Raw genomic sequence first — 17,427 nt, forward strand, 5'->3', positions numbered from 1 at the left:
TGGAAGAGACGAGAGAATGGGCATTTTAGAAGAGTTTTTGCCTGCTTATCTGGAAGAAATAGTTGGCGACAGATTTGGCCGTTACTCCAAATATATCATCCAAGATCGTGCTATTCCTGATGTTCGTGATGGGCTTAAACCGGTACAAAGACGTATCTTATATGCGATGTATGACTCGGGAAACCATCCGGATAAAGCGTACCGCAAATCAGCCAAAACGGTCGGAGATGTAATGGGTAATTATCACCCACACGGTGATTCTTCCATTTATGATGGAATGGTACGGATGGCACAGCCTTGGAAAATGGGGCATATGCTTGTGGATGGTCATGGTAACTGGGGCTCTATTGATGATGATCCTCCAGCAGCTATGCGTTATACAGAGGCTCGGTTATCTCCAATTGCACTAGAACTACTTCGAGATATTGAGAAGAATACCGTTCCGTTCAAGGATAACTTTGATAACTCGACCAAAGAACCCGTTGTATTGCCATCCCGTTATCCGAATTTACTTGTTAACGGTGTAAGCGGAATTTCGGCTGGTTTTGCTACTGAAATCCCGCCTCATAACTTAATTGAAGTCGTGGATGCATGTATCGCAATGATCGATTCTCCAGGCCTTACGGTTAACGAATTGATGGGAATTATTAAGGGTCCAGACTTCCCGACTGGCGGCACTATTATGGGGGAAGAAGGAATACGAGAAGCATATAAGACCGGTAAGGGACGCATCTATATCAGATCCAAAACGGCAATCGAAGATATGCGTGCAGGACGACAGCAAATCGTAGTTACCGAGATTCCTTATGGTGTAGTGAAATCGCGTCTAGTTACGGCCATGGAGAATATCCGACTTGAGAAGAAAGTGGAAGGTATTCAAGAAGTTCGTGATGAAAGTGGACGAGATGGACTTCGGATTGTAATCGAACTTCGCAAGGATGCAGATGCCAAGGGAATCCTGACTTACTTGCTTAAGAAAACGGATCTACAGGTAACCTATAACTTCAACATGGTAGCGATCGTAAATAAAACGCCAAAGCAACTTGGCCTAAGAGAATTGCTAGAAGCTTATATTGAACACCAGAAGGAAGTTGTGACTTACCGGACACAATACGATCTGGATCGTGCACTTGATCGAGAACAGGTGTTAGAAGGGCTTGTTAAAGCACTCAACATCCTAGATGAAGTCATCGCGACCATTAAGGCATCCAAGAATCGATTAGATGCGCAGAATAACTTGGTGAGTAAATTTGATTTCACGGAACGTCAAGCAGATGCCATTTTAACCCTTCAATTATACCGATTAACTAATCTTGAGATCACAACGCTTGAGAAAGAACTGAAGGAAACGCAAAAAACGGTTGAGTATTTGCAAGGTGTTCTGGGTTCCGTTCGAAAATTGCTTAATGTGATCAAATCGGAAATGACCGCTATTCGTGATAAATACGGTATTGCTAGGCGCTCTGAAATACAGGGTGAAGTTGAAGAGCTGAAGGTAAATCTGGAAGTGATGGTTACACCAGAGGATGTTCTTGTAACCTTATCGCACGAAGGCTATATTAAGCGGACTTCCATGCTTTCCTACACACGTTCTGGTGGCGAAATTGAGTCTTCAGGCGTCAAGGAAGGGGACTTCGTTAAGTATGTGAGTGAAGTAAACACGATCGATAATTTACTCGTGTTTACCAAGCGAGGTCAGTATTTCATGCTGCCGGTTCACCAAATACCTGAGTACAAGTGGAAGGAATCGGGTACAGCGATCGTGAACGTAATTCCGATTGCCAAAGAGGATCGAATTGTTTCGGTGATTGCTGTGAAAGACTTTGAAGCACCTTCTCAAACACTGATATTCTTCACTCGCAAGGGACAAGTAAAGCGTACTGAGCTGAAGGAATATATGACGAATCGTTCTTCTGCGATAGTGGCTTGTAAGCTGAGTGATGGCGATGAAGTCGTTCAAGTATCCCAAAGTGATTACTCGAAGCAAGTGATGCTCGTTACGAGCAAAGGCATGTGCATTCGATTCCGCGAGGATGAGGTAAATGCGATGGGACGTGTTGCAGGTGGCGTCAGAGGCATCCAGTTAAAGGATGATGATGAAATCATCTCAGCAGAATTCATGCAAGAGGATGAGGGAGAATTGCTCGTTATTTCGGATCTTGGCTATGCCAAGCGAACCTTGCTATGCGATTATCCACTGCAGGGACGTGGCGGTAAAGGTATTTCAACATTCGAGTTTAAAGAAGGCAAAAGAGTACGTCCGAATGGGAACTCACTGATTAAAACGTTTATTGTAAAGCTGGATTATGAATTAACCGTAGTGCTTGGATCAGGTGAAACTGTTCGATTCTCAACTGATGCTGCACCGCTGGATGACCGTAAATCAACAGGCAAGTTACTTGTACCTACGGCTAAAACAGATTCGATTATACAAGTGTTAAGACTACCACAATCTTAATGTTGTAGCCCATAATAGCATTGATCGTTCGTAAGCATAGTTGCTACTTCTCGATCGATTAAGCTAATATGGGCTTTCTTGTAACTATAGTATTTATGAGGTAAGTCTTTCAATTCTGATGGTTCGTGATATAATATAACTAGAATAATTTGGTAAAGATGTTTCTCGGGAGTGATTGATGAATGTACTCAAATGAGTTTGCCAAGCTGTGGTTTAAGCTCTCCAAGGAATTCAAATCGCATATGGAAGATAGGCTTGCTCCCGTACTGACGGAAGGCCAGCTGATTGTACTTGAGTTAGCAACGTCACAAGAACGGATGAAGCCTTCAGATTTTATTGAACATTTAGAAACAACACCAGCGGCTATTACAACTTTACTAGATCGTATGGAGAAGAATGAATTAATTACTAGACATAGAGACGAGAAGGATCGTCGAATTGTATGGATTCATGTTACAGATAAAGGAAAAGCGGAATGTGCGAGAGGGATAGCCATTCGGGAGGAACTCCTGAATCACTATCTGAACCGCATATCCGCTCATAATCAACAATTACTTATATATCTACTAGGTAAGGTTGCGAATTAATTCTGTCCAGAGAAACCATGGGTGCTGCTCTGGTGGTTTAGATGAGAAATGAAGCATTTCTTTGGTTGTTGGATGTTCAAATGCTAGACTAGTTGACCATAGGGCGAGCTGTTGACCGTGTGAATTGACCTCTGCTCCATAACGTTGATCCCCAAATAAGGGACAACCAATGGCTGCAAATTGTACACGAATCTGATGCGGACGCCCTGTATGCAACTTGACTTTCACTAATGACAGCCCATCTGACGAAGATAGTGTCTGGTAATCTAGGATCGCTTCCTTGGCACCATCTACTTGGGAGGACACCACAGACACCATGTTATTTCTTGTATCTTTGAGTAAGTGATGTCTGAGGGTTGCTTGCTTATCCTGTGGCTTCTTGTGAACGACCGCAATATAGGTTTTGTCGAAGTGCCTTGTTCGGATTGCGTCCGATAGTCTCGACGCTGCTTTGGATGTTTTGGCAAATACCATCACACCTCCAACAGGTCTGTCCAATCTATGGACAAGCCCTAGATAAACGTTCCCAGGCTTGCCATAGCGGCGTTTAATATCTTCTTTAAGGACAGACAATAGGTCAGGGTCACGAGAATCATCTGCTTGGGAAGGCATATTGACAGGCTTCTCAACCACTAGAATATGATTATCCTCATATATAATTGGGATCTTACTCCCATCCGCACTATGCGCAGGTCCAGCCACGTTCTACGCCTCCCAGCGGCCTAGAATACCACATGGCAATACGAGCCCTGATCTTGTAATCGGTAATCCGATTTCCCCACTAGTGATTGTTCCGCCAAATTTATTTTTCATCGCCATCGATAGGATGTTATGAAGAACAGTTGATGAGATTCCTGTCGTATATGAGTTAATTAACATGAAGAGAGGGTCATCTGACATAATACCCATACAGGATTGGATGAAAGGGTATAGATCGTTCTCTAGCTTCCATGTTTCTCCACTTGGACCACGGCCATAAGAAGGAGGATCCATAATAATCGCATCATATTTAGATCCACGTCTTTGTTCACGCTGTACGAATTTGAATACATCATCTGTAATATAACGCACAGGTTTCTCGCTTAGTCCAGATAGCTGGACATTCTCTTTAGCCCACTGAACCATTCCTTTAGCCGCATCTACATGACATACGCTTGCTCCAGCATAAGCACATGCTACCGATGCTCCGCCTGTATAAGCAAACAAATTCAATACCTTAATCGGTCTATTTGCCGCTTGAATTTTATCAATCATCCACTGCCAGTTAGCAGCTTGCTCCGGAAATAACCCCGTATGCTTGAATCCTGTTGGTTTAATGTGAAATCTAAGCTTATTCCACTCAATCGTCCAACGCTCAGGTAATTTAGGATTGAAATCCCATTGTCCACCACCACTATTGCTACGATGATAATGTCCTTCTGCTTGTATCCACTCATTACTTTCGTTTACTAATGGCCAGATGATTTGAGGGTCTGGTCTTCGCAATACATGTGATCCCCAGCGTTCAAGCTTCTCACCATTCCCTGTATCCAGTAGTTCGTAATCCTTCCAACTATCCGCTAAAAACATCATAAAGTGTTCCTCCATATATGTATCAAAGTTCTAACTACATATTGTACATGAGTATTGGTCCAATATCCAACTGGAATTCATTAGTATGTCTGGTATTCATAAATTGTTCATTTCCCCTTAATTCTAATGATTTATGTGTGTGATAAGATTAATAGAAACTATGTTCTGTTAAATGAATGTTTTTCTCGAAAGGAAGTGTATCATGCACATTGTGGTCGTTGGCATGAATTATCGAACGGCACCAGTTGATTTGCGTGAGAAATTCACCATATCTACCGATGATTTGTCACAAGCGCTTCTGGATTTAAAACATACCAAAGGCATTTTAGAATGCGTTATTGTAGCCACATGTAATCGAACTGAGATCTATGCAGTTGTGAATCAGTCGAATCCATGTGCTGATGATATAAGTGGTTTTATGGAGAAGCAATTTGGAATCCCCAAACAACAATTTCGTAAATATATATACATGCATGAAAAACAAAAAGCAATCGAGCATTTATTTCGTGTCACATCAGGTTTGGATTCGATGATTGTCGGTGAAACTCAAATATTAGGACAAGTTAAAGATTCCTTCTTCATGGCGCAGAAGCTTAACACGACCAGCACTTTATTTAATGGCTTGTTTAAACAAGCGATTACGTTTGCAAAACGAGCTTATAATGAGACTTCTGTTGGTGATCACCCCATATCGGTATCGTACGCTGCAGTAGAAATTGGCAAACAGGTATTAGGTTCATATACAGGAAAGAAAGCAATGATCATCGGTGCAGGTGAGATGAGCGAATTGACGATTAAACACTTAATTTCTAGTGGAGTTAAGGAAGTCTATGTGATAAATAGAACATTTGACAAGGCTGCAGAATTAGCAGGACAATGCGGAGGAACAGCCTATCTATGGGATCAATTGTTAGAACGTTTAGTTGAAGCGGATATTGTCATATCTTCGACAAGTGCGACTGGTTATATTCTAACCAAAGACATGCTTGAAACGACTCTGAATGATCGTAACAGCAGACCGCTATATTTAATGGACATCGCAGTACCACGTGATATAGATCCTGCAATCACTGAGCTACCAAATATGTTCTTGCATGATATAGATGATTTACAGCTGCTTGTCGAAAGCAATTTGTCCAAACGTAGAGAAGAAGCACAGAAGATTGAGGGCTTAATTGATTCTCAATTGGTGGAATATGATACTTGGGTGCAGACCTTAGATGTTGTTCCTGTTATTCAAGCACTTCATTCAAAGGCCAAAACGCTGCATGAAGATACGATGGAAAGCTTGTTCAAGAAACTCCCTGATCTTGAAGAGAGGGAAGTTAAAGTAATTCGCAAACTAACGAAGAGCATTATAAACCAAATGCTGCAAGATCCAATTCTTCGAATTAAAGAAATGTCGGCTGATCGTAATAAGGATGAAGCATTATCCTTTTTCACTAAAATTTTTGCATTGGAGGAACACATGGATGCGCACGATCAAAGTGGGGACCAGACAAAGCGAATTAGCAACGACTCAAACCGGGCAAGTATTGGAACAATTGCGTGAACTAAGTCGTAAGCATGGGATAGATTGTGATTTTGAAATCCACACAATCGTTACCAAAGGCGACCGCATTTTGGATACGATGTTATCCAAGGTTGGAGGTAAGGGCTTATTCGTGAAAGAAATCGAACAAGCACTTCTTAATCAAGAAATTGATATTGCCATCCACTCGATGAAGGATATGCCATTTGAACTGCCAGAGGGTCTTGTAATTGGGGCTATACCAGAACGTGAAGATGCAAGAGATGTTATTGTGTCTAAAAATAACTTAACGCTTGAACAGTTGCCAATCGGAGCACTCGTGGGTACAAGCTCACTTCGCAGAGCGTGTCAATTGATGAACCTGCGTCATGATTTACGAGTTGAATCGATTAGAGGCAACATTGACTCGCGATTAAATAAATTACAAGCGGGAAGCTTCGATGCGATTCTATTAGCTGCCGCTGGTTTAAAGCGTATGGGATGGGAAGATCGCATCTCAGCGAATGTGGCACTTGAGACGTTCATCCCTGCTGTAGGGCAGGGAGCTCTAGCGATTGAGTGCCGCGGAGACGACACGTTCATGCTGAATCTACTCGGATTGATTCAGCATGAACCGACTGCGCTCGCTGTTAGAGCCGAGCGCGCGTTCCTTGGCAGCCTAAACGGCGGCTGCGAAGTACCAATCGGCGCACACGCAACGTTAGATACGGATACGTCAATGTTAACGATCACGGCCATCGTGGGAACACCAGATGGTAAGCAATTACTTCGCGAGACGGTTAGTGGCCCAAGCACGAACCCAGAACAGCTGGGTATCGAAGTTGGGGAACAGCTTAAGGCGCAAGGTGCTGAACAAATACTTGCATCGGTTAGAGGAAGGGGTTAATTTCAATGGGATTTCCGACTATTCGTCATAGAAGATTACGCAGCTCAGCTGCAATCCGTAATATCGTAAGAGAGAATAGATTGACAGTTCATGATTTAATTCAGCCTATATTTGTCACTATGGGTAATAATGTTAAAGAAGAGATTTCCTCCATGCCAGGAGTATACCATTTCTCGATGGATCGTCTTGATGAAGAAGTACATGAAATTGCAGCTTTAGGCTTGCAAGGTATTCTTTTGTTTGGTGTCCCTGATGAGAAGGATGAAATTGGTACTTCTGCATTTGATGATAACGGAATTGTTCAACGAGCAACAAGAAGAGTGAAAGAATTGTATCCAGAAATGCTTGTTATAGCAGATACATGTCTATGTCAGTTTACAAGTACAGGGCATTGCGGCGTTATTCATCATAACCCTCTTACAGGTCGTGCTGATGTGACGAATGACGAATCGCTCGCATTATTGACACGTACAGCGGTTTCGCAAGCTCGTGCGGGTGCAGATATTATTGCTCCTTCTAATATGATGGATGGCTTCGTAACTGCAATACGGGCTGGTCTTGATCATGAAGGGTACTCTCATATCCCCATCATGTCCTATTCGGTTAAATATGCTTCTGCCTTCTACGGACCTTTCCGAGATGCAGCACATTCTGCGCCACAATTCGGAGATCGCAAAACGTACCAAATGGATCCTGCTAACGCACGTGAAGCATTACGCGAAGCAGAGAGCGATGTAACTGAAGGTGCTGATTTCTTGATGGTAAAACCAGCACTAGCTTATATGGATGTTATTCAACTGTTGAAACAGAATTTCGATCTTCCTGTTGTTGCTTATAATGTTTCAGGTGAATATTCGATGGTGAAGGCTGCTGCAAGAAACGGATGGATTGATGAGCAAGCGATTGTGATGGAAATGCTACTTGGTTTCAAACGAGCAGGTGCGGACATTATCCTTACCTATTATGCCAAAGATGCTGCAAACTGGCTTAAATAAAGCTGATCTTGCTAATTTAAATTTTACCCTGAGGAAAGAAGGTACATATGAGCTACAACGAGACTTTTATTAGGGCATGTAGACAAGAAGCTGTTGATCAATTGCCTGTATGGTATATGCGACAAGCAGGACGTTACGATCCCGAATACCGTAAAATCAAAGAGAAATACTCCCTCTTAGAAATATGTAAACAGCCTGAACTTGCTGCAGAAGTTACGATGATGCCAGTTCGTAAGCTAGGTGTCGATGCAGCTATTCTATATTCCGATATTATGAATCCTGTCGCATCACTCGGAATTGACTTTGACATCGTACCGAATATTGGTCCGGTCATAGCGAATCCGATTCGTTCAGAAGATGACATAAAGAAGCTTAAACCAATCGATGTTGATGCAGACTTAAGTCACATCATGCAAACGATTCGCCTTCTAGATCGTGAATTACAAGTACCCTTGATTACTTTTGCTGGCGCGCCTTTTACAATTGCTTCTTACTTAATCGAAGGTCGTCCTTCTAGAACCTACATTCGTACCAAAACCATGATGTACAGTCGCCCTGAGCTATGGTTTGCACTAATGGATAAGCTGGGAGATATGGTTATTACGTATCTAAGAGCACAAATTGCGAGCGGTGCAAAGGCAATTCAATTATTCGACTCCTGGGTTGGGTCTCTTGCGCCAGCTGATTTCGAGAAGTATGTATTGCCGACAATAACTCGTATTTTGGCATCATTATCTGATTTGCCACAGCCTAAAATTTATTTCCCAGGTGTAGCATCTGGCGAGCTTCTTCCCACACTTCGTGGTATCGAGGCGGATGTAATCGGTCTTGACTGGAGAGTATCGATTGAAGAAGGAAGAAGTCGACTAGGCGAACGTTATGCAGTTCAAGGTAATTTAGATCCCTTTATATTAACAGCGCCTATGGACGTCATAGAGAAACAAGCTAAGGCGATTATTGATGCAGGTATACAGAAGCCTGGTTATATTTTTAATCTAGGTCATGGTTTGTTCCCTGAAGCATCATTAGATAAATTGAAAGATCTCACTTCGTTTATTCATTCATACTCAAGTTCCATTCTGAACAAAAATTAATAACGTAAGAATAGGAGTGACGTCTGATGGCTAAAGAGCAAATCGGTGTACTCGTCATGTCGTATGGAACACCCGAAAGTTTAGAGCAGGTTGAATCCTATTACACACATATTCGTCGGGGAAATCCACCAACTAGCGAACAATTAGCAGAGCTCACACATCGTTATAAAGCTATTGTAGGTGGTGTATTCCCACTACGTGAAAATACGAATCGTCAGGTTGAAAAGCTACAAGAGTCCTTAAATCATACGTATCCAGAATTTGATTTCCATTGTTATCAAGGACTCAAGCATGCATATCCATTTATTGAAGATGGCCTTAGCCAAATAGCTGAAGCTGGAATAAAGCGGGCTGTTGGGATTGTACTTGCTCCGCATTACTCCGTCATGAGTGTTGGGGGTTACATCCAAAGAGCGGAATCCAAAGCTACTGAGCTAGGGATAGAAATGTCGTTTGTTCGGAATTATCATCTGCATCCTTTGCTGCTCCAAGCTTTAACTGAACGGGTTGAAACAGCTTTGAAGAAATTTAATGGTGAGCCCGTACGAGTGATTTTCAGTGCGCATAGTTTGCCAGAGAAAATTCTTGAGATGGGCGATCCTTATCAGGATCAATTGCTCGCTTCATCCAAAGCAGTTGCTGAAGCAGCAGGTGTACATGAATGGCAATTCGCTTGGCAAAGCGCAGGCCGCACCTCAGTACCATGGCTTGGACCGGATATTACTGAAGTGTTGTACAAGTTTCATCAAGAAGAGAAGATCAAGAATGTATTAATGTGTCCGATTGGATTTGTATCCGATCATTTGGAAGTCCTGTACGACATCGACATTGAATGCCAGCAATTATGCAAGGAGTTAGGTATCCATTTGGAGCGTACGACCTCATTAAATGATGATCCACTTTATATTGAAACATTAAGTGATTGTGTGTATAAGCAATTAAAGCGGGGGGAAACCACTGAATGAACGAACTGAATGAGGGGAATAGCAACAAAACTGTTCTATCAGCTCAGGCATTTGAAGAAGCGAAGCAGTATATACCAGGAGGCGTGAATTCTCCTGTTCGTGCGTTTAAATCCGTAGACCGTTCACCACTATTTATGAAGAAAGGCAGTGGTTCTCGTATAGTGGATATCGATGGCAATACGTATATCGATTACATCGGTTCATGGGGACCACTTATTGTCGGTCATGCACATCCAGAGGTTATTGCTGCTATACAGGATACTGCAGCGAATGGTACTAGTTTTGGTGCACCGACATTGCTTGAGACAGAGATGGCCAAGCTGGTTATTGATCGAGTTCCCTCAATTGAAGTAGTTCGTATGGTAAACTCTGGTACAGAGGCGACCATGAGTGCACTTCGTCTAGCAAGAGGCTATACTGGTCGCAGTATTATTCTTAAGTTCGAAGGCGGTTATCATGGTCATGCTGATGCCCTGCTCATTAAGGCCGGTTCAGGTGTTGCAACACTAGGTTTACCTGACTCTCCTGGTGTACCTGAAAGTGTAGCTGTTAATACGATCACAGTACCTTATAATGATATTTCTGCTGTTCAATTGGCATTTGATAAATATCCGGAACAAATCGCGGCAATCATCATGGAACCAATTGCAGGTAATATGGGAGTGGTACCACCATTACCTGGTTACCTTCAAGGATTGCGTGATATCACTACACATCATGGAGCTTTGCTCATTTTTGACGAGGTTATGACTGGATTCAGAGTTGGTTTGCACTCTGCACAAGGCCGATACGGTGTTATTCCTGATCTAACTTGTCTAGGTAAAGTAATCGGCGGTGGATTGCCAGTGGGTGCTTATGGTGGCAAACGTGAAATAATGGAGCAGGTTGCTCCAAGCGGTCCGATTTATCAAGCAGGGACATTATCTGGTAATCCATTAGCTATGATATCAGGTCTGAAGACGCTTGAAATACTTGGACGGCCTGATGTATATGAAGAACTCGAACGCAAATCCGCCCGGTTAGAAGAAGGCTTACGCGATAGTGCTGCAGAAGTCGGAATTCCAGTGTGCATCAATCGAGTCGGAGCGATGATGAGTATGTTCTTTACAGATCAACAGGTGGTAGACTTCTCCACAGCAAATACATCTGATCTATCACGGTTCAAACAATATTTCTCCGCTATGATTGATCTGGGTATATCGATAGCTCCTTCGCAGTTTGAAGCGTTGTTCGTATCAACAGCACATTCTGACGAAGATATCGAACTTACAATCGAAGCTCATAGAGTAGCGTTAAAACAGTTATTGTAATGGTTTCAATGAGTTAGGAAATTGATTCGTATTAAATAGGTTTATCCCAAGGAGGCGCATTATATGAGTGAAGCTGTCGGAACGCTAGAAGGTTGGTATGCGTTACATGATTTTAGACGAATAGATTGGAAGGCTTGGAAAGCTGCTACATCAGAGGAAAGAATTGCAGCGGAAAGCGAATTAGTGAGTATGCTGCAAAACTGGCGTGAAGTTGAAGCTAATAAACTTGGCTCAACTGCTTTCTACACGATAGTGGGTCAGAAAGCTGATTTCATGCTTATGCATTTACGTGAAACACTCGAAGAATTGGAATCCATTGAAACTTCATTTAATAAATCTGGATTCGCTAGTTTTACGATCCCTGTTCATTCGTATGTATCAATCGTGGAGCTTAGTGCTTACATGGCGGCACCAGGTGTAGACCCTATGTCAGTTCCTCAAATTGTTGAAAGATTGAAACCAGTGTTACCTAAATCTAATCACGTATGCTTCTATCCTATGAATAAAAAACGGGACTTAAATGACAATTGGTACATGCTTAGCATGGAAGAGCGTAAAGAAATGATGCGCTCACATAGTATGATTGGACGTTCCTATGCAGGTAAAGTTAAACAGATCATTACAGGTTCTGTTGGTTTTGATAACTGGGAATGGGGAGTTACACTGTTTGCAGACGATGCCCTTCAATTCAAAAAGCTAGTATATGAGATGCGTTTTGATGAAGTCAGCGCACGCTTCGGTGAGTTCGGGGAATTCTATGTTGGAAATCTTCTAACAGATGACAAGTTAAAACAGTTATTCACAGTGTAAGAGAAAGTAATTTCTTTCTCTGACCTCGTAAAAGTATGAATCGATAGTTACCTTTACTCGAGTAGAGGTAATTATTGGTTCTTTTTTTATAATATAGAATTTACAACTTTCAGTTCACAAATTCTAAGTATCACCATAAGAAACGTATTCGTCTGTTAAAGACGGTAAAGTTATTTCTTCTTGTGAGAAAGTAGGGATGCTTCTATTCGCCAGGATTCTCGGCATCCCATCTACATAAACGAGATTAACTATTAGATGACCCATTCTTCTGATTAATAAATTCAGTAGCCCAATCGATCATACCATCGATTAATATGAGAACTAATGAGGCAACGTCTTTTTCGTTAAGCGCTTTGCTGGATGAATTAACTACATAGTTCTCTGTCTTAGCTTCTAGCGTAGTGACAAGCTCCTTAATTTTTAGTAATTCATTAGCGAGTTCACCCGCTTGTTGTCCTTGTTGATTCTGTTGTTGATTAGGGTTCGAACAATCCAAGGCTTGCTGTTGATTTGGATTAGAATTCTGTTGCTGAGTATAAGGATTTGATTGTTGCTGTTGATTCTGTTGGCTTTGAACGTTCTGTTGTTGATCTGATTGCTGCGGTTGTTTGCTTAATTGCTCTAATAGTTGATTCGCGTTTTGCAGAGCATTCATAAGCGTCTCATTCTGTTTCATGAGCTCATCGGCTTGTTTGTTCTTGTCCTGGGGCTTAAGCATCCTACTACCTCCATGAATAAATTCATTTGTGGTGTTATTTTTCTCTAAAAGTAATGTTTTATGCTTATATAGGCTCTGCTAAGTAAATATTGGTTCTAATTGTTCTTTCGTTATGATCAAGCTTAACCATTAACCACTCTGACATCTGATGTGTTACAGTTCCTATTCCATCACGTGTTTGAACCTTAGTAATATTTATCTGAACTCTGTAAGGGTATTGTTCGGACTGACTTCTTAATATTTTCTTTGGCATTTTAATCCACCTTTGTAGCTTTTTTGCAAATGGTAACATATCCATTAAATGGAACACTGTTAAAAATGTCACATATTTATCGCTGTTATTTAGAGCAATTATTACAATATTTGCAATATTATAAAAAAGTTATTGAAATTGCTATTTGCCATTTATATACCATGTCGTTTGTTCGTAAAGGATGAATGGATGGTATTTTTATGAGGAATACTTTTGACAGGTAAAATGTTTTGCATAGGAGGACTAATCTTGGCAGATGAGTTTATGATTGTTTGGCGTACTTTATTAGCTGTAGTGGTTCTATTCATTATGACGAAGGTATTGGGTAAACGACAGGTTTCTCAATTATCTATGTTTGAGTACATTACAGGCATTACGATCGGTAGCATTGCGGCATATATTTCGCTTGATTTAGATACAAAATGGTATCTGGGGATCATTGCTGTAGTGGTATGGGTTGCTGTATCGCTAGGAATTGAATTCTTACAAATGAAAAGTAAAAAAGCAAGGGATTTTATTGACGGTAAAGGCTCTACCCTGATTCAAGATGGTAAGATTCTAGAAGATAATCTCAAGAAAGAACGTTTAACTACGGATGAGCTCATGGAACAATTGCGTAAGAAAAGAGCGTTCAATATAGCTGAAGTTGAATTTGCCATTATGGAGCCGAGTGGAGATATTAATGTTCTGTTAAAGAAAGAAAATAGTCCTCTAACCGCTAAGCACTTAGGTATTAAGGTCGCACCTGAACAGACCCCACAGTGCGTTATTATGGATGGTAAAATAATGGACGAACCTTTAGTCACTATCGGATTCACAAGGCAATGGTTGAATACTGAACTAGAAAAACAAGGGCTAACTGTGGACAATGTTCTCATAGGACAAGTCGATTCATATGGTACGTTGTTTGTTGATTTGTATGATGATCAAATCTCAGTACCATTGCCTCAAGCTAGAGCTGAGTTATTTGCAACCTTAAAGAAATGTGAAGCAGATATTGAGCTTTACAGTCTAACTACAACTAATAAAACTGCCAAAAACATGTATGAGCAATGCTCATTGCAATTGGATAACGCAGTTCAATCTTTAAAGCCTTTATTGCGGCGGTAACGGTTTATTTCAAGGCCTTAGAGAAGACTCTTCAAATTTATGTTATAATGCTTATTAAATTTCATAAATGAATTGGATGGGGAGTGTCTACTTATGCGTCTTGAAGGAAAGAAAATAGTTTGTTTTGTAGAAGAGGATTTTGAAGACTTAGAACTATGGTATCCTGTGTATCGTTTACGTGAAGAAGGCGCTATCGTTCATCTTGTTGGCCCTCAAGCTAATTATACATACAAAGGGAAATACGGTGTTCCATGTCGAACTGATAAGGCACTCTCAGATATAGCTGCTCCTGATTATGATGGTGTGCTTGTTCCTGGTGGATGGGCTCCCGATAAGCTTAGACGTTATCCAGAAGTAATATCGTTTATTCAGGAAATGGATCAGGCCAAGAAACCAATTGGTCATATCTGTCATGCAGGGTGGGTTCTTGCTTCAGCCAAAATATTGCAGGGAGTAAGAACTACCTCAACACCTGGAATTAAAGATGACATCGAGAATGCGGGGGCAGCTTGGGTGGATGAAGTTGTTGTAGTGGATGGACATATTGTTGGATCACGTCGCCCATCTGATTTACCAGAGTATGCCAAAGCATTTGCAGATTTACTCGCAGAGTAATTATGGAGATTTGGTTATGAAGAATTCATGGTAACCTGAACTCGATTACGCCAAAGAATATTTCTATACTCATCAATATCAAACCCATGTTTAGCATAAAAATGCTGCAATTTAGGATCATCGTTACCATCTGTGTTCCTTAAATGTCCTTCAATATAATTGATGCAACGTTTGGTGGCATTCTCAATTAGTTGATTCATAAGAATCGTTCCATAGCCTTTATTCATAAAGCTAGGATGTATGAGGATGTTCACTAACTCAAATTGATTGTTGGCTCCCTTGATAACAAACATTTTCAAATCGTTAACGAATTCTGAGGTTCTGCTACGATCTGGTGTAACGACCCGAGCGAAGATCGCATGCTTACTGTAAACAGGGTGATAGAGGATTAAAACGGCATTATCATTAGCAACTGAGTTCTTGATATGATGATGTCCTTGACTTAGAATTATACTCGTTTCTTGATTCACAATATCCCACATTTAATCGCCTCCTACCCTTATATATATGCTAGTGATAGATGATTGAGTCTACTAAAAGGATACAATCTCATCTAGAATATTTGTGTTCATACCTATTTGCTGAGGCAAGATTTGAAGGTTCTATTGTTATATAAACAAATTAAAACGCCAATGACTTCTGGGGAGAAGGAATCACTGACGTTTTTATAAAAGGCATATGCCTATACGATTTACTATCCCCATATATTGGAATAATATACCTATCTCTATCTATCATAAGTCGAGAAGGTTAGATATAATCAAAGTTGACTAGGTTGGCCTAAATATACTATTGTATTGCTTGCTTACCTGCTAAGCTTGCTTCAAATAGATCAATAATGTGTAAGAATCTTTCTGCTTCACGAAACACATGGTCAGCTAACAAGGGGTGGATGATACTTTTAATGCGACATGCATCGATTAGATCTTTTGCCGTCTTTTTAAAATCACGGAGAGACACCACAGAAACACGATTTTGGTCAAGAAATTGATCCAGTAGAGGTTTAGTCTGAGATTGAGGACGCATTCCGCTTAAATCAATAGCTTGAAATAGAAGTTGGTCAAAATCATGACTAAAATTACGGGCTTGCTCAACTAATTGGCGTTCAGATGGGTCAAGAAGATGTCCAATGAATTTGGAGTGGTCAGCCATTATGCGTAGAAAGAATACATTTTCATCAATTATGGCATCGGGTAGTGGTTCTAGCTTGCCTTGATTTAATTCCTCTAATCGATTTCTAAAATAGTTTGCTTCTCTGCTAATATGGTCTACTAATAACGGGAAATTGGTTCCACCGGGTAATTTGCATTGTAGGATAAGTCCTAACACCTTTCTTTTAAAAACCCAAATATGTGTAACAGCCAAATGTACTTCCGAGTTGAATTTTCTAATTGTTTCAGGGTCGGTCTGTTCGTTAAAGGAATGAGATTTCCCTTCTATTTGCTCAAAAATACTGTAAAATTGATTCGCTTCTTGAATTAATAGTGTGTCCTCAGCCCGAAATCCTAGCTTTAGGAAAAAGGAATGTTCTTTCATGATACGTGACCAGAACCGTATTTCATCCAAAGAACGCGTAACAAACTCATTAGCCAAAATTTATCACTCTCCCCGCAGACATTCTAATATCTTATGTTTACTGCCTTGGAGAGAAAGGTATGCCATACTTTTACAAAATAGGACAACTATTGATGAAAGACAACTGTCCTTCATTAATAAGTATATCTAATAAATAGGGCCAGTGATGAAGTCAAATGTTCTGACTAACATCACTGGCCCTTTATTTTAAAAAACAAGAATGTATTACATGGCCATTTCGCCATTGTCATAGTTAAATTGCCATGCAATTCCAAATTTATCTGTGATTTGGCCATAGCATTTGCTCCAGAAGGTTTCTTGCAGCTCCATCACTACAGTTCCGCCTTCTTTTAGCTTATGGAACAACGATTTAACGGCATCAATGTCGTTCAGGACTAATGCAAGAGTAATATTGTTTCCTACAATAAACTCCATGCCAGGAAAAACATCTGAGAACATCACATTGCTACCCATAATGTTAAGCCTTGTGTGCATGACCAAATCTTTGGCTTGCTCTGGAAGGGAGAATTCCGGGGCAGGAGGCGCTTCTCCAAAGGTCATAATTTGCGGTTTCTCTGTCCCAAAAACCTCTGCGTAGAACTCTACTGCTTGACGGCAGTTTCCATTAAAATTCAGATAAACATCAACGGACATGCGCTCACTCCTTAAAATCTAATGTTAATCATATGCAATGATGCAATGATTATAGTTTTATTTTATCATTTATGGACAAAATTTCAAATAATCGGATCGATTTCGATTAACATTGTGTTGATTAACAGCTAATCTGTTGCTTATAATGTAACGAGATAAATTCAGGTTTATATAATAAACCGGTACTCTTTGTATAAATAACATCATGTGACTTTGCAATAGAAAGGTATTGATTTGTGTGATAAGATTTTTTTCGCGATTTCCCAAGCAGGTTATTAGATGGGCGCCTCTATC

Annotated in this window: 18 protein-coding genes; 11 read left to right on the forward strand and 7 right to left on the reverse strand. The window is 40.7% G+C overall.

What is annotated here, in order from left to right; all coding sequences use genetic code 11:
• The first annotated feature begins 16 nt into the window (after positions 1-16).
• Together gyrA and AC1DOK_RS01920 are read left to right on the forward strand one after the other, a co-directional pair.
• The gene (gene gyrA, locus AC1DOK_RS01915; protein ID WP_477552528.1) at positions 17-2,458 is read left to right on the forward strand and encodes a DNA gyrase subunit A; all 2,442 of its coding nucleotides are present in this window, start codon (positions 17-19) and stop codon (positions 2,456-2,458) included.
• A 182-nt stretch (positions 2,459-2,640) separates the two neighbouring features.
• Positions 2,641-3,045 (forward strand): MarR family winged helix-turn-helix transcriptional regulator, encoded by a 405-nt coding sequence (locus tag AC1DOK_RS01920; RefSeq protein WP_477552529.1) that lies wholly within the window; start codon positions 2,641-2,643, stop codon positions 3,043-3,045.
• Here AC1DOK_RS01920 and AC1DOK_RS01925 read toward each other — a convergent pair.
• Together AC1DOK_RS01925 and AC1DOK_RS01930 are read right to left on the reverse strand one after the other, a co-directional pair.
• Entirely contained in the window at positions 3,025-3,747 is a 723-nt protein-coding gene (locus AC1DOK_RS01925; protein ID WP_477552530.1) for an RluA family pseudouridine synthase, read from the reverse strand. The genes AC1DOK_RS01920 and AC1DOK_RS01925 overlap by 21 nt on opposite strands.
• 3 nt (positions 3,748-3,750) lie before the next feature.
• On the reverse strand, positions 3,751-4,614 hold the full coding sequence (locus AC1DOK_RS01930; RefSeq protein ID WP_477552675.1) for a class I SAM-dependent methyltransferase: 864 nt from the start codon (positions 4,612-4,614) through the stop codon (positions 3,751-3,753).
• A gap of 205 nt (positions 4,615-4,819) precedes the next feature.
• Here AC1DOK_RS01930 and hemA point away from each other — a divergent pair, with 205 nt between their 5' ends.
• From hemA to hemQ, 7 genes are all read left to right on the forward strand, one after another.
• A complete protein-coding gene (hemA, locus tag AC1DOK_RS01935) occupies positions 4,820-6,169 on the forward strand; it encodes a glutamyl-tRNA reductase (protein ID WP_477552531.1) in 1,350 nt (449 codons plus the stop codon).
• Positions 6,090-7,034, forward strand: a complete 945-nt coding sequence (gene hemC, locus AC1DOK_RS01940) for a hydroxymethylbilane synthase (protein WP_477552532.1) — start codon at positions 6,090-6,092, stop codon at positions 7,032-7,034. Before hemA ends, hemC begins: the two co-directional genes overlap by 80 nt.
• Positions 7,035-7,039: 5 nt before the next feature.
• On the forward strand, positions 7,040-8,029 hold the full coding sequence (hemB, locus tag AC1DOK_RS01945) for a porphobilinogen synthase (RefSeq protein WP_477552533.1): 990 nt from the start codon (positions 7,040-7,042) through the stop codon (positions 8,027-8,029).
• A 47-nt stretch (positions 8,030-8,076) separates the two neighbouring features.
• Complete coding sequence (hemE, locus tag AC1DOK_RS01950; protein WP_477552534.1) at positions 8,077-9,123, forward strand: uroporphyrinogen decarboxylase; 1,047 nt, start codon at positions 8,077-8,079, stop codon at positions 9,121-9,123.
• 26 nt (positions 9,124-9,149) lie between these two features.
• Complete coding sequence (hemH, locus tag AC1DOK_RS01955; RefSeq protein ID WP_477552535.1) at positions 9,150-10,088, forward strand: ferrochelatase; 939 nt, start codon at positions 9,150-9,152, stop codon at positions 10,086-10,088.
• Positions 10,085-11,398 (forward strand): glutamate-1-semialdehyde 2,1-aminomutase, encoded by a 1,314-nt coding sequence (gene hemL / locus AC1DOK_RS01960; RefSeq protein ID WP_477552536.1) that lies wholly within the window; start codon positions 10,085-10,087, stop codon positions 11,396-11,398. Before hemH ends, hemL begins: the two co-directional genes overlap by 4 nt.
• A 63-nt stretch (positions 11,399-11,461) precedes the next feature.
• Complete coding sequence (hemQ, locus tag AC1DOK_RS01965; protein ID WP_477552537.1) at positions 11,462-12,208, forward strand: hydrogen peroxide-dependent heme synthase; 747 nt, start codon at positions 11,462-11,464, stop codon at positions 12,206-12,208.
• Positions 12,209-12,452: 244 nt separating this feature from the next.
• On the opposite strand, the gene AC1DOK_RS01970 is transcribed toward hemQ, so the two are convergent.
• Together AC1DOK_RS01970 and AC1DOK_RS01975 are read right to left on the reverse strand one after the other, a co-directional pair.
• Entirely contained in the window at positions 12,453-12,926 is a 474-nt protein-coding gene (locus tag AC1DOK_RS01970; protein WP_477552538.1) for a hypothetical protein, read from the reverse strand.
• Positions 12,927-12,990: 64 nt separating this feature from the next.
• A complete protein-coding gene (locus AC1DOK_RS01975) occupies positions 12,991-13,179 on the reverse strand; it encodes a hypothetical protein (protein ID WP_477552539.1) in 189 nt (62 codons plus the stop codon).
• 264 nt (positions 13,180-13,443) lie between these two features.
• On the opposite strand from AC1DOK_RS01975, the gene AC1DOK_RS01980 reads away from it, so the two are divergent.
• Both AC1DOK_RS01980 and AC1DOK_RS01985 read left to right on the forward strand, forming a co-directional pair.
• Positions 13,444-14,289 carry a DUF421 domain-containing protein gene (locus tag AC1DOK_RS01980; protein ID WP_477552676.1) on the forward strand — a complete coding sequence of 282 codons (846 nt, stop codon included), beginning with the start codon at positions 13,444-13,446 and terminating at the stop codon, positions 14,287-14,289.
• Positions 14,290-14,382: 93 nt separating this feature from the next.
• Positions 14,383-14,904 carry a type 1 glutamine amidotransferase domain-containing protein gene (locus AC1DOK_RS01985; RefSeq protein ID WP_477552540.1) on the forward strand — a complete coding sequence of 174 codons (522 nt, stop codon included), beginning with the start codon at positions 14,383-14,385 and terminating at the stop codon, positions 14,902-14,904.
• Positions 14,905-14,918: 14 nt separating this feature from the next.
• Here the strand turns inward: AC1DOK_RS01985 and AC1DOK_RS01990 are convergent, their stop codons facing one another.
• From AC1DOK_RS01990 to AC1DOK_RS02000, 3 genes are all read right to left on the reverse strand, one after another.
• Positions 14,919-15,386 carry a GNAT family N-acetyltransferase gene (locus AC1DOK_RS01990; RefSeq protein WP_477552541.1) on the reverse strand — a complete coding sequence of 156 codons (468 nt, stop codon included), beginning with the start codon at positions 15,384-15,386 and terminating at the stop codon, positions 14,919-14,921.
• A gap of 307 nt (positions 15,387-15,693) precedes the next feature.
• Positions 15,694-16,497 carry a DUF2935 domain-containing protein gene (locus AC1DOK_RS01995; protein ID WP_477552542.1) on the reverse strand — a complete coding sequence of 268 codons (804 nt, stop codon included), beginning with the start codon at positions 16,495-16,497 and terminating at the stop codon, positions 15,694-15,696.
• 207 nt (positions 16,498-16,704) lie between these two features.
• The gene (locus tag AC1DOK_RS02000; RefSeq protein ID WP_477552543.1) at positions 16,705-17,133 is read right to left on the reverse strand and encodes a VOC family protein; all 429 of its coding nucleotides are present in this window, start codon (positions 17,131-17,133) and stop codon (positions 16,705-16,707) included.
• Between the last annotated feature and the right edge of the window lie 294 nt (positions 17,134-17,427).

Source organism: Paenibacillus sp. P5_B5 (assembly GCF_056400365.1).

Coding starts and splice junctions, on each gene's coding strand:
- gyrA (WP_477552528.1), top strand. CDS start 17: ATGGGCATTTTAGAAGAGTTTTTGCCTGCTTATCTGGAAGAAATAGTT.
- AC1DOK_RS01920 (WP_477552529.1), top strand. CDS start 2,641: ATGTACTCAAATGAGTTTGCCAAGCTGTGGTTTAAGCTCTCCAAGGAA.
- AC1DOK_RS01930 (WP_477552675.1), bottom strand. CDS start 4,614: ATGTTTTTAGCGGATAGTTGGAAGGATTACGAACTACTGGATACAGGG.
- hemA (WP_477552531.1), top strand. CDS start 4,820: ATGCACATTGTGGTCGTTGGCATGAATTATCGAACGGCACCAGTTGAT.
- hemC (WP_477552532.1), top strand. CDS start 6,090: ATGCGCACGATCAAAGTGGGGACCAGACAAAGCGAATTAGCAACGACT.
- hemB (WP_477552533.1), top strand. CDS start 7,040: ATGGGATTTCCGACTATTCGTCATAGAAGATTACGCAGCTCAGCTGCA.
- hemE (WP_477552534.1), top strand. CDS start 8,077: ATGAGCTACAACGAGACTTTTATTAGGGCATGTAGACAAGAAGCTGTT.
- hemH (WP_477552535.1), top strand. CDS start 9,150: ATGGCTAAAGAGCAAATCGGTGTACTCGTCATGTCGTATGGAACACCC.
- hemL (WP_477552536.1), top strand. CDS start 10,085: ATGAACGAACTGAATGAGGGGAATAGCAACAAAACTGTTCTATCAGCT.
- hemQ (WP_477552537.1), top strand. CDS start 11,462: ATGAGTGAAGCTGTCGGAACGCTAGAAGGTTGGTATGCGTTACATGAT.
- AC1DOK_RS01970 (WP_477552538.1), bottom strand. CDS start 12,926: ATGCTTAAGCCCCAGGACAAGAACAAACAAGCCGATGAGCTCATGAAA.
- AC1DOK_RS01975 (WP_477552539.1), bottom strand. CDS start 13,179: ATGCCAAAGAAAATATTAAGAAGTCAGTCCGAACAATACCCTTACAGA.
- AC1DOK_RS01980 (WP_477552676.1), top strand. CDS start 13,444: ATGATTGTTTGGCGTACTTTATTAGCTGTAGTGGTTCTATTCATTATG.
- AC1DOK_RS01985 (WP_477552540.1), top strand. CDS start 14,383: ATGCGTCTTGAAGGAAAGAAAATAGTTTGTTTTGTAGAAGAGGATTTT.
- AC1DOK_RS01990 (WP_477552541.1), bottom strand. CDS start 15,386: ATGTGGGATATTGTGAATCAAGAAACGAGTATAATTCTAAGTCAAGGA.
- AC1DOK_RS02000 (WP_477552543.1), bottom strand. CDS start 17,133: ATGTCCGTTGATGTTTATCTGAATTTTAATGGAAACTGCCGTCAAGCA.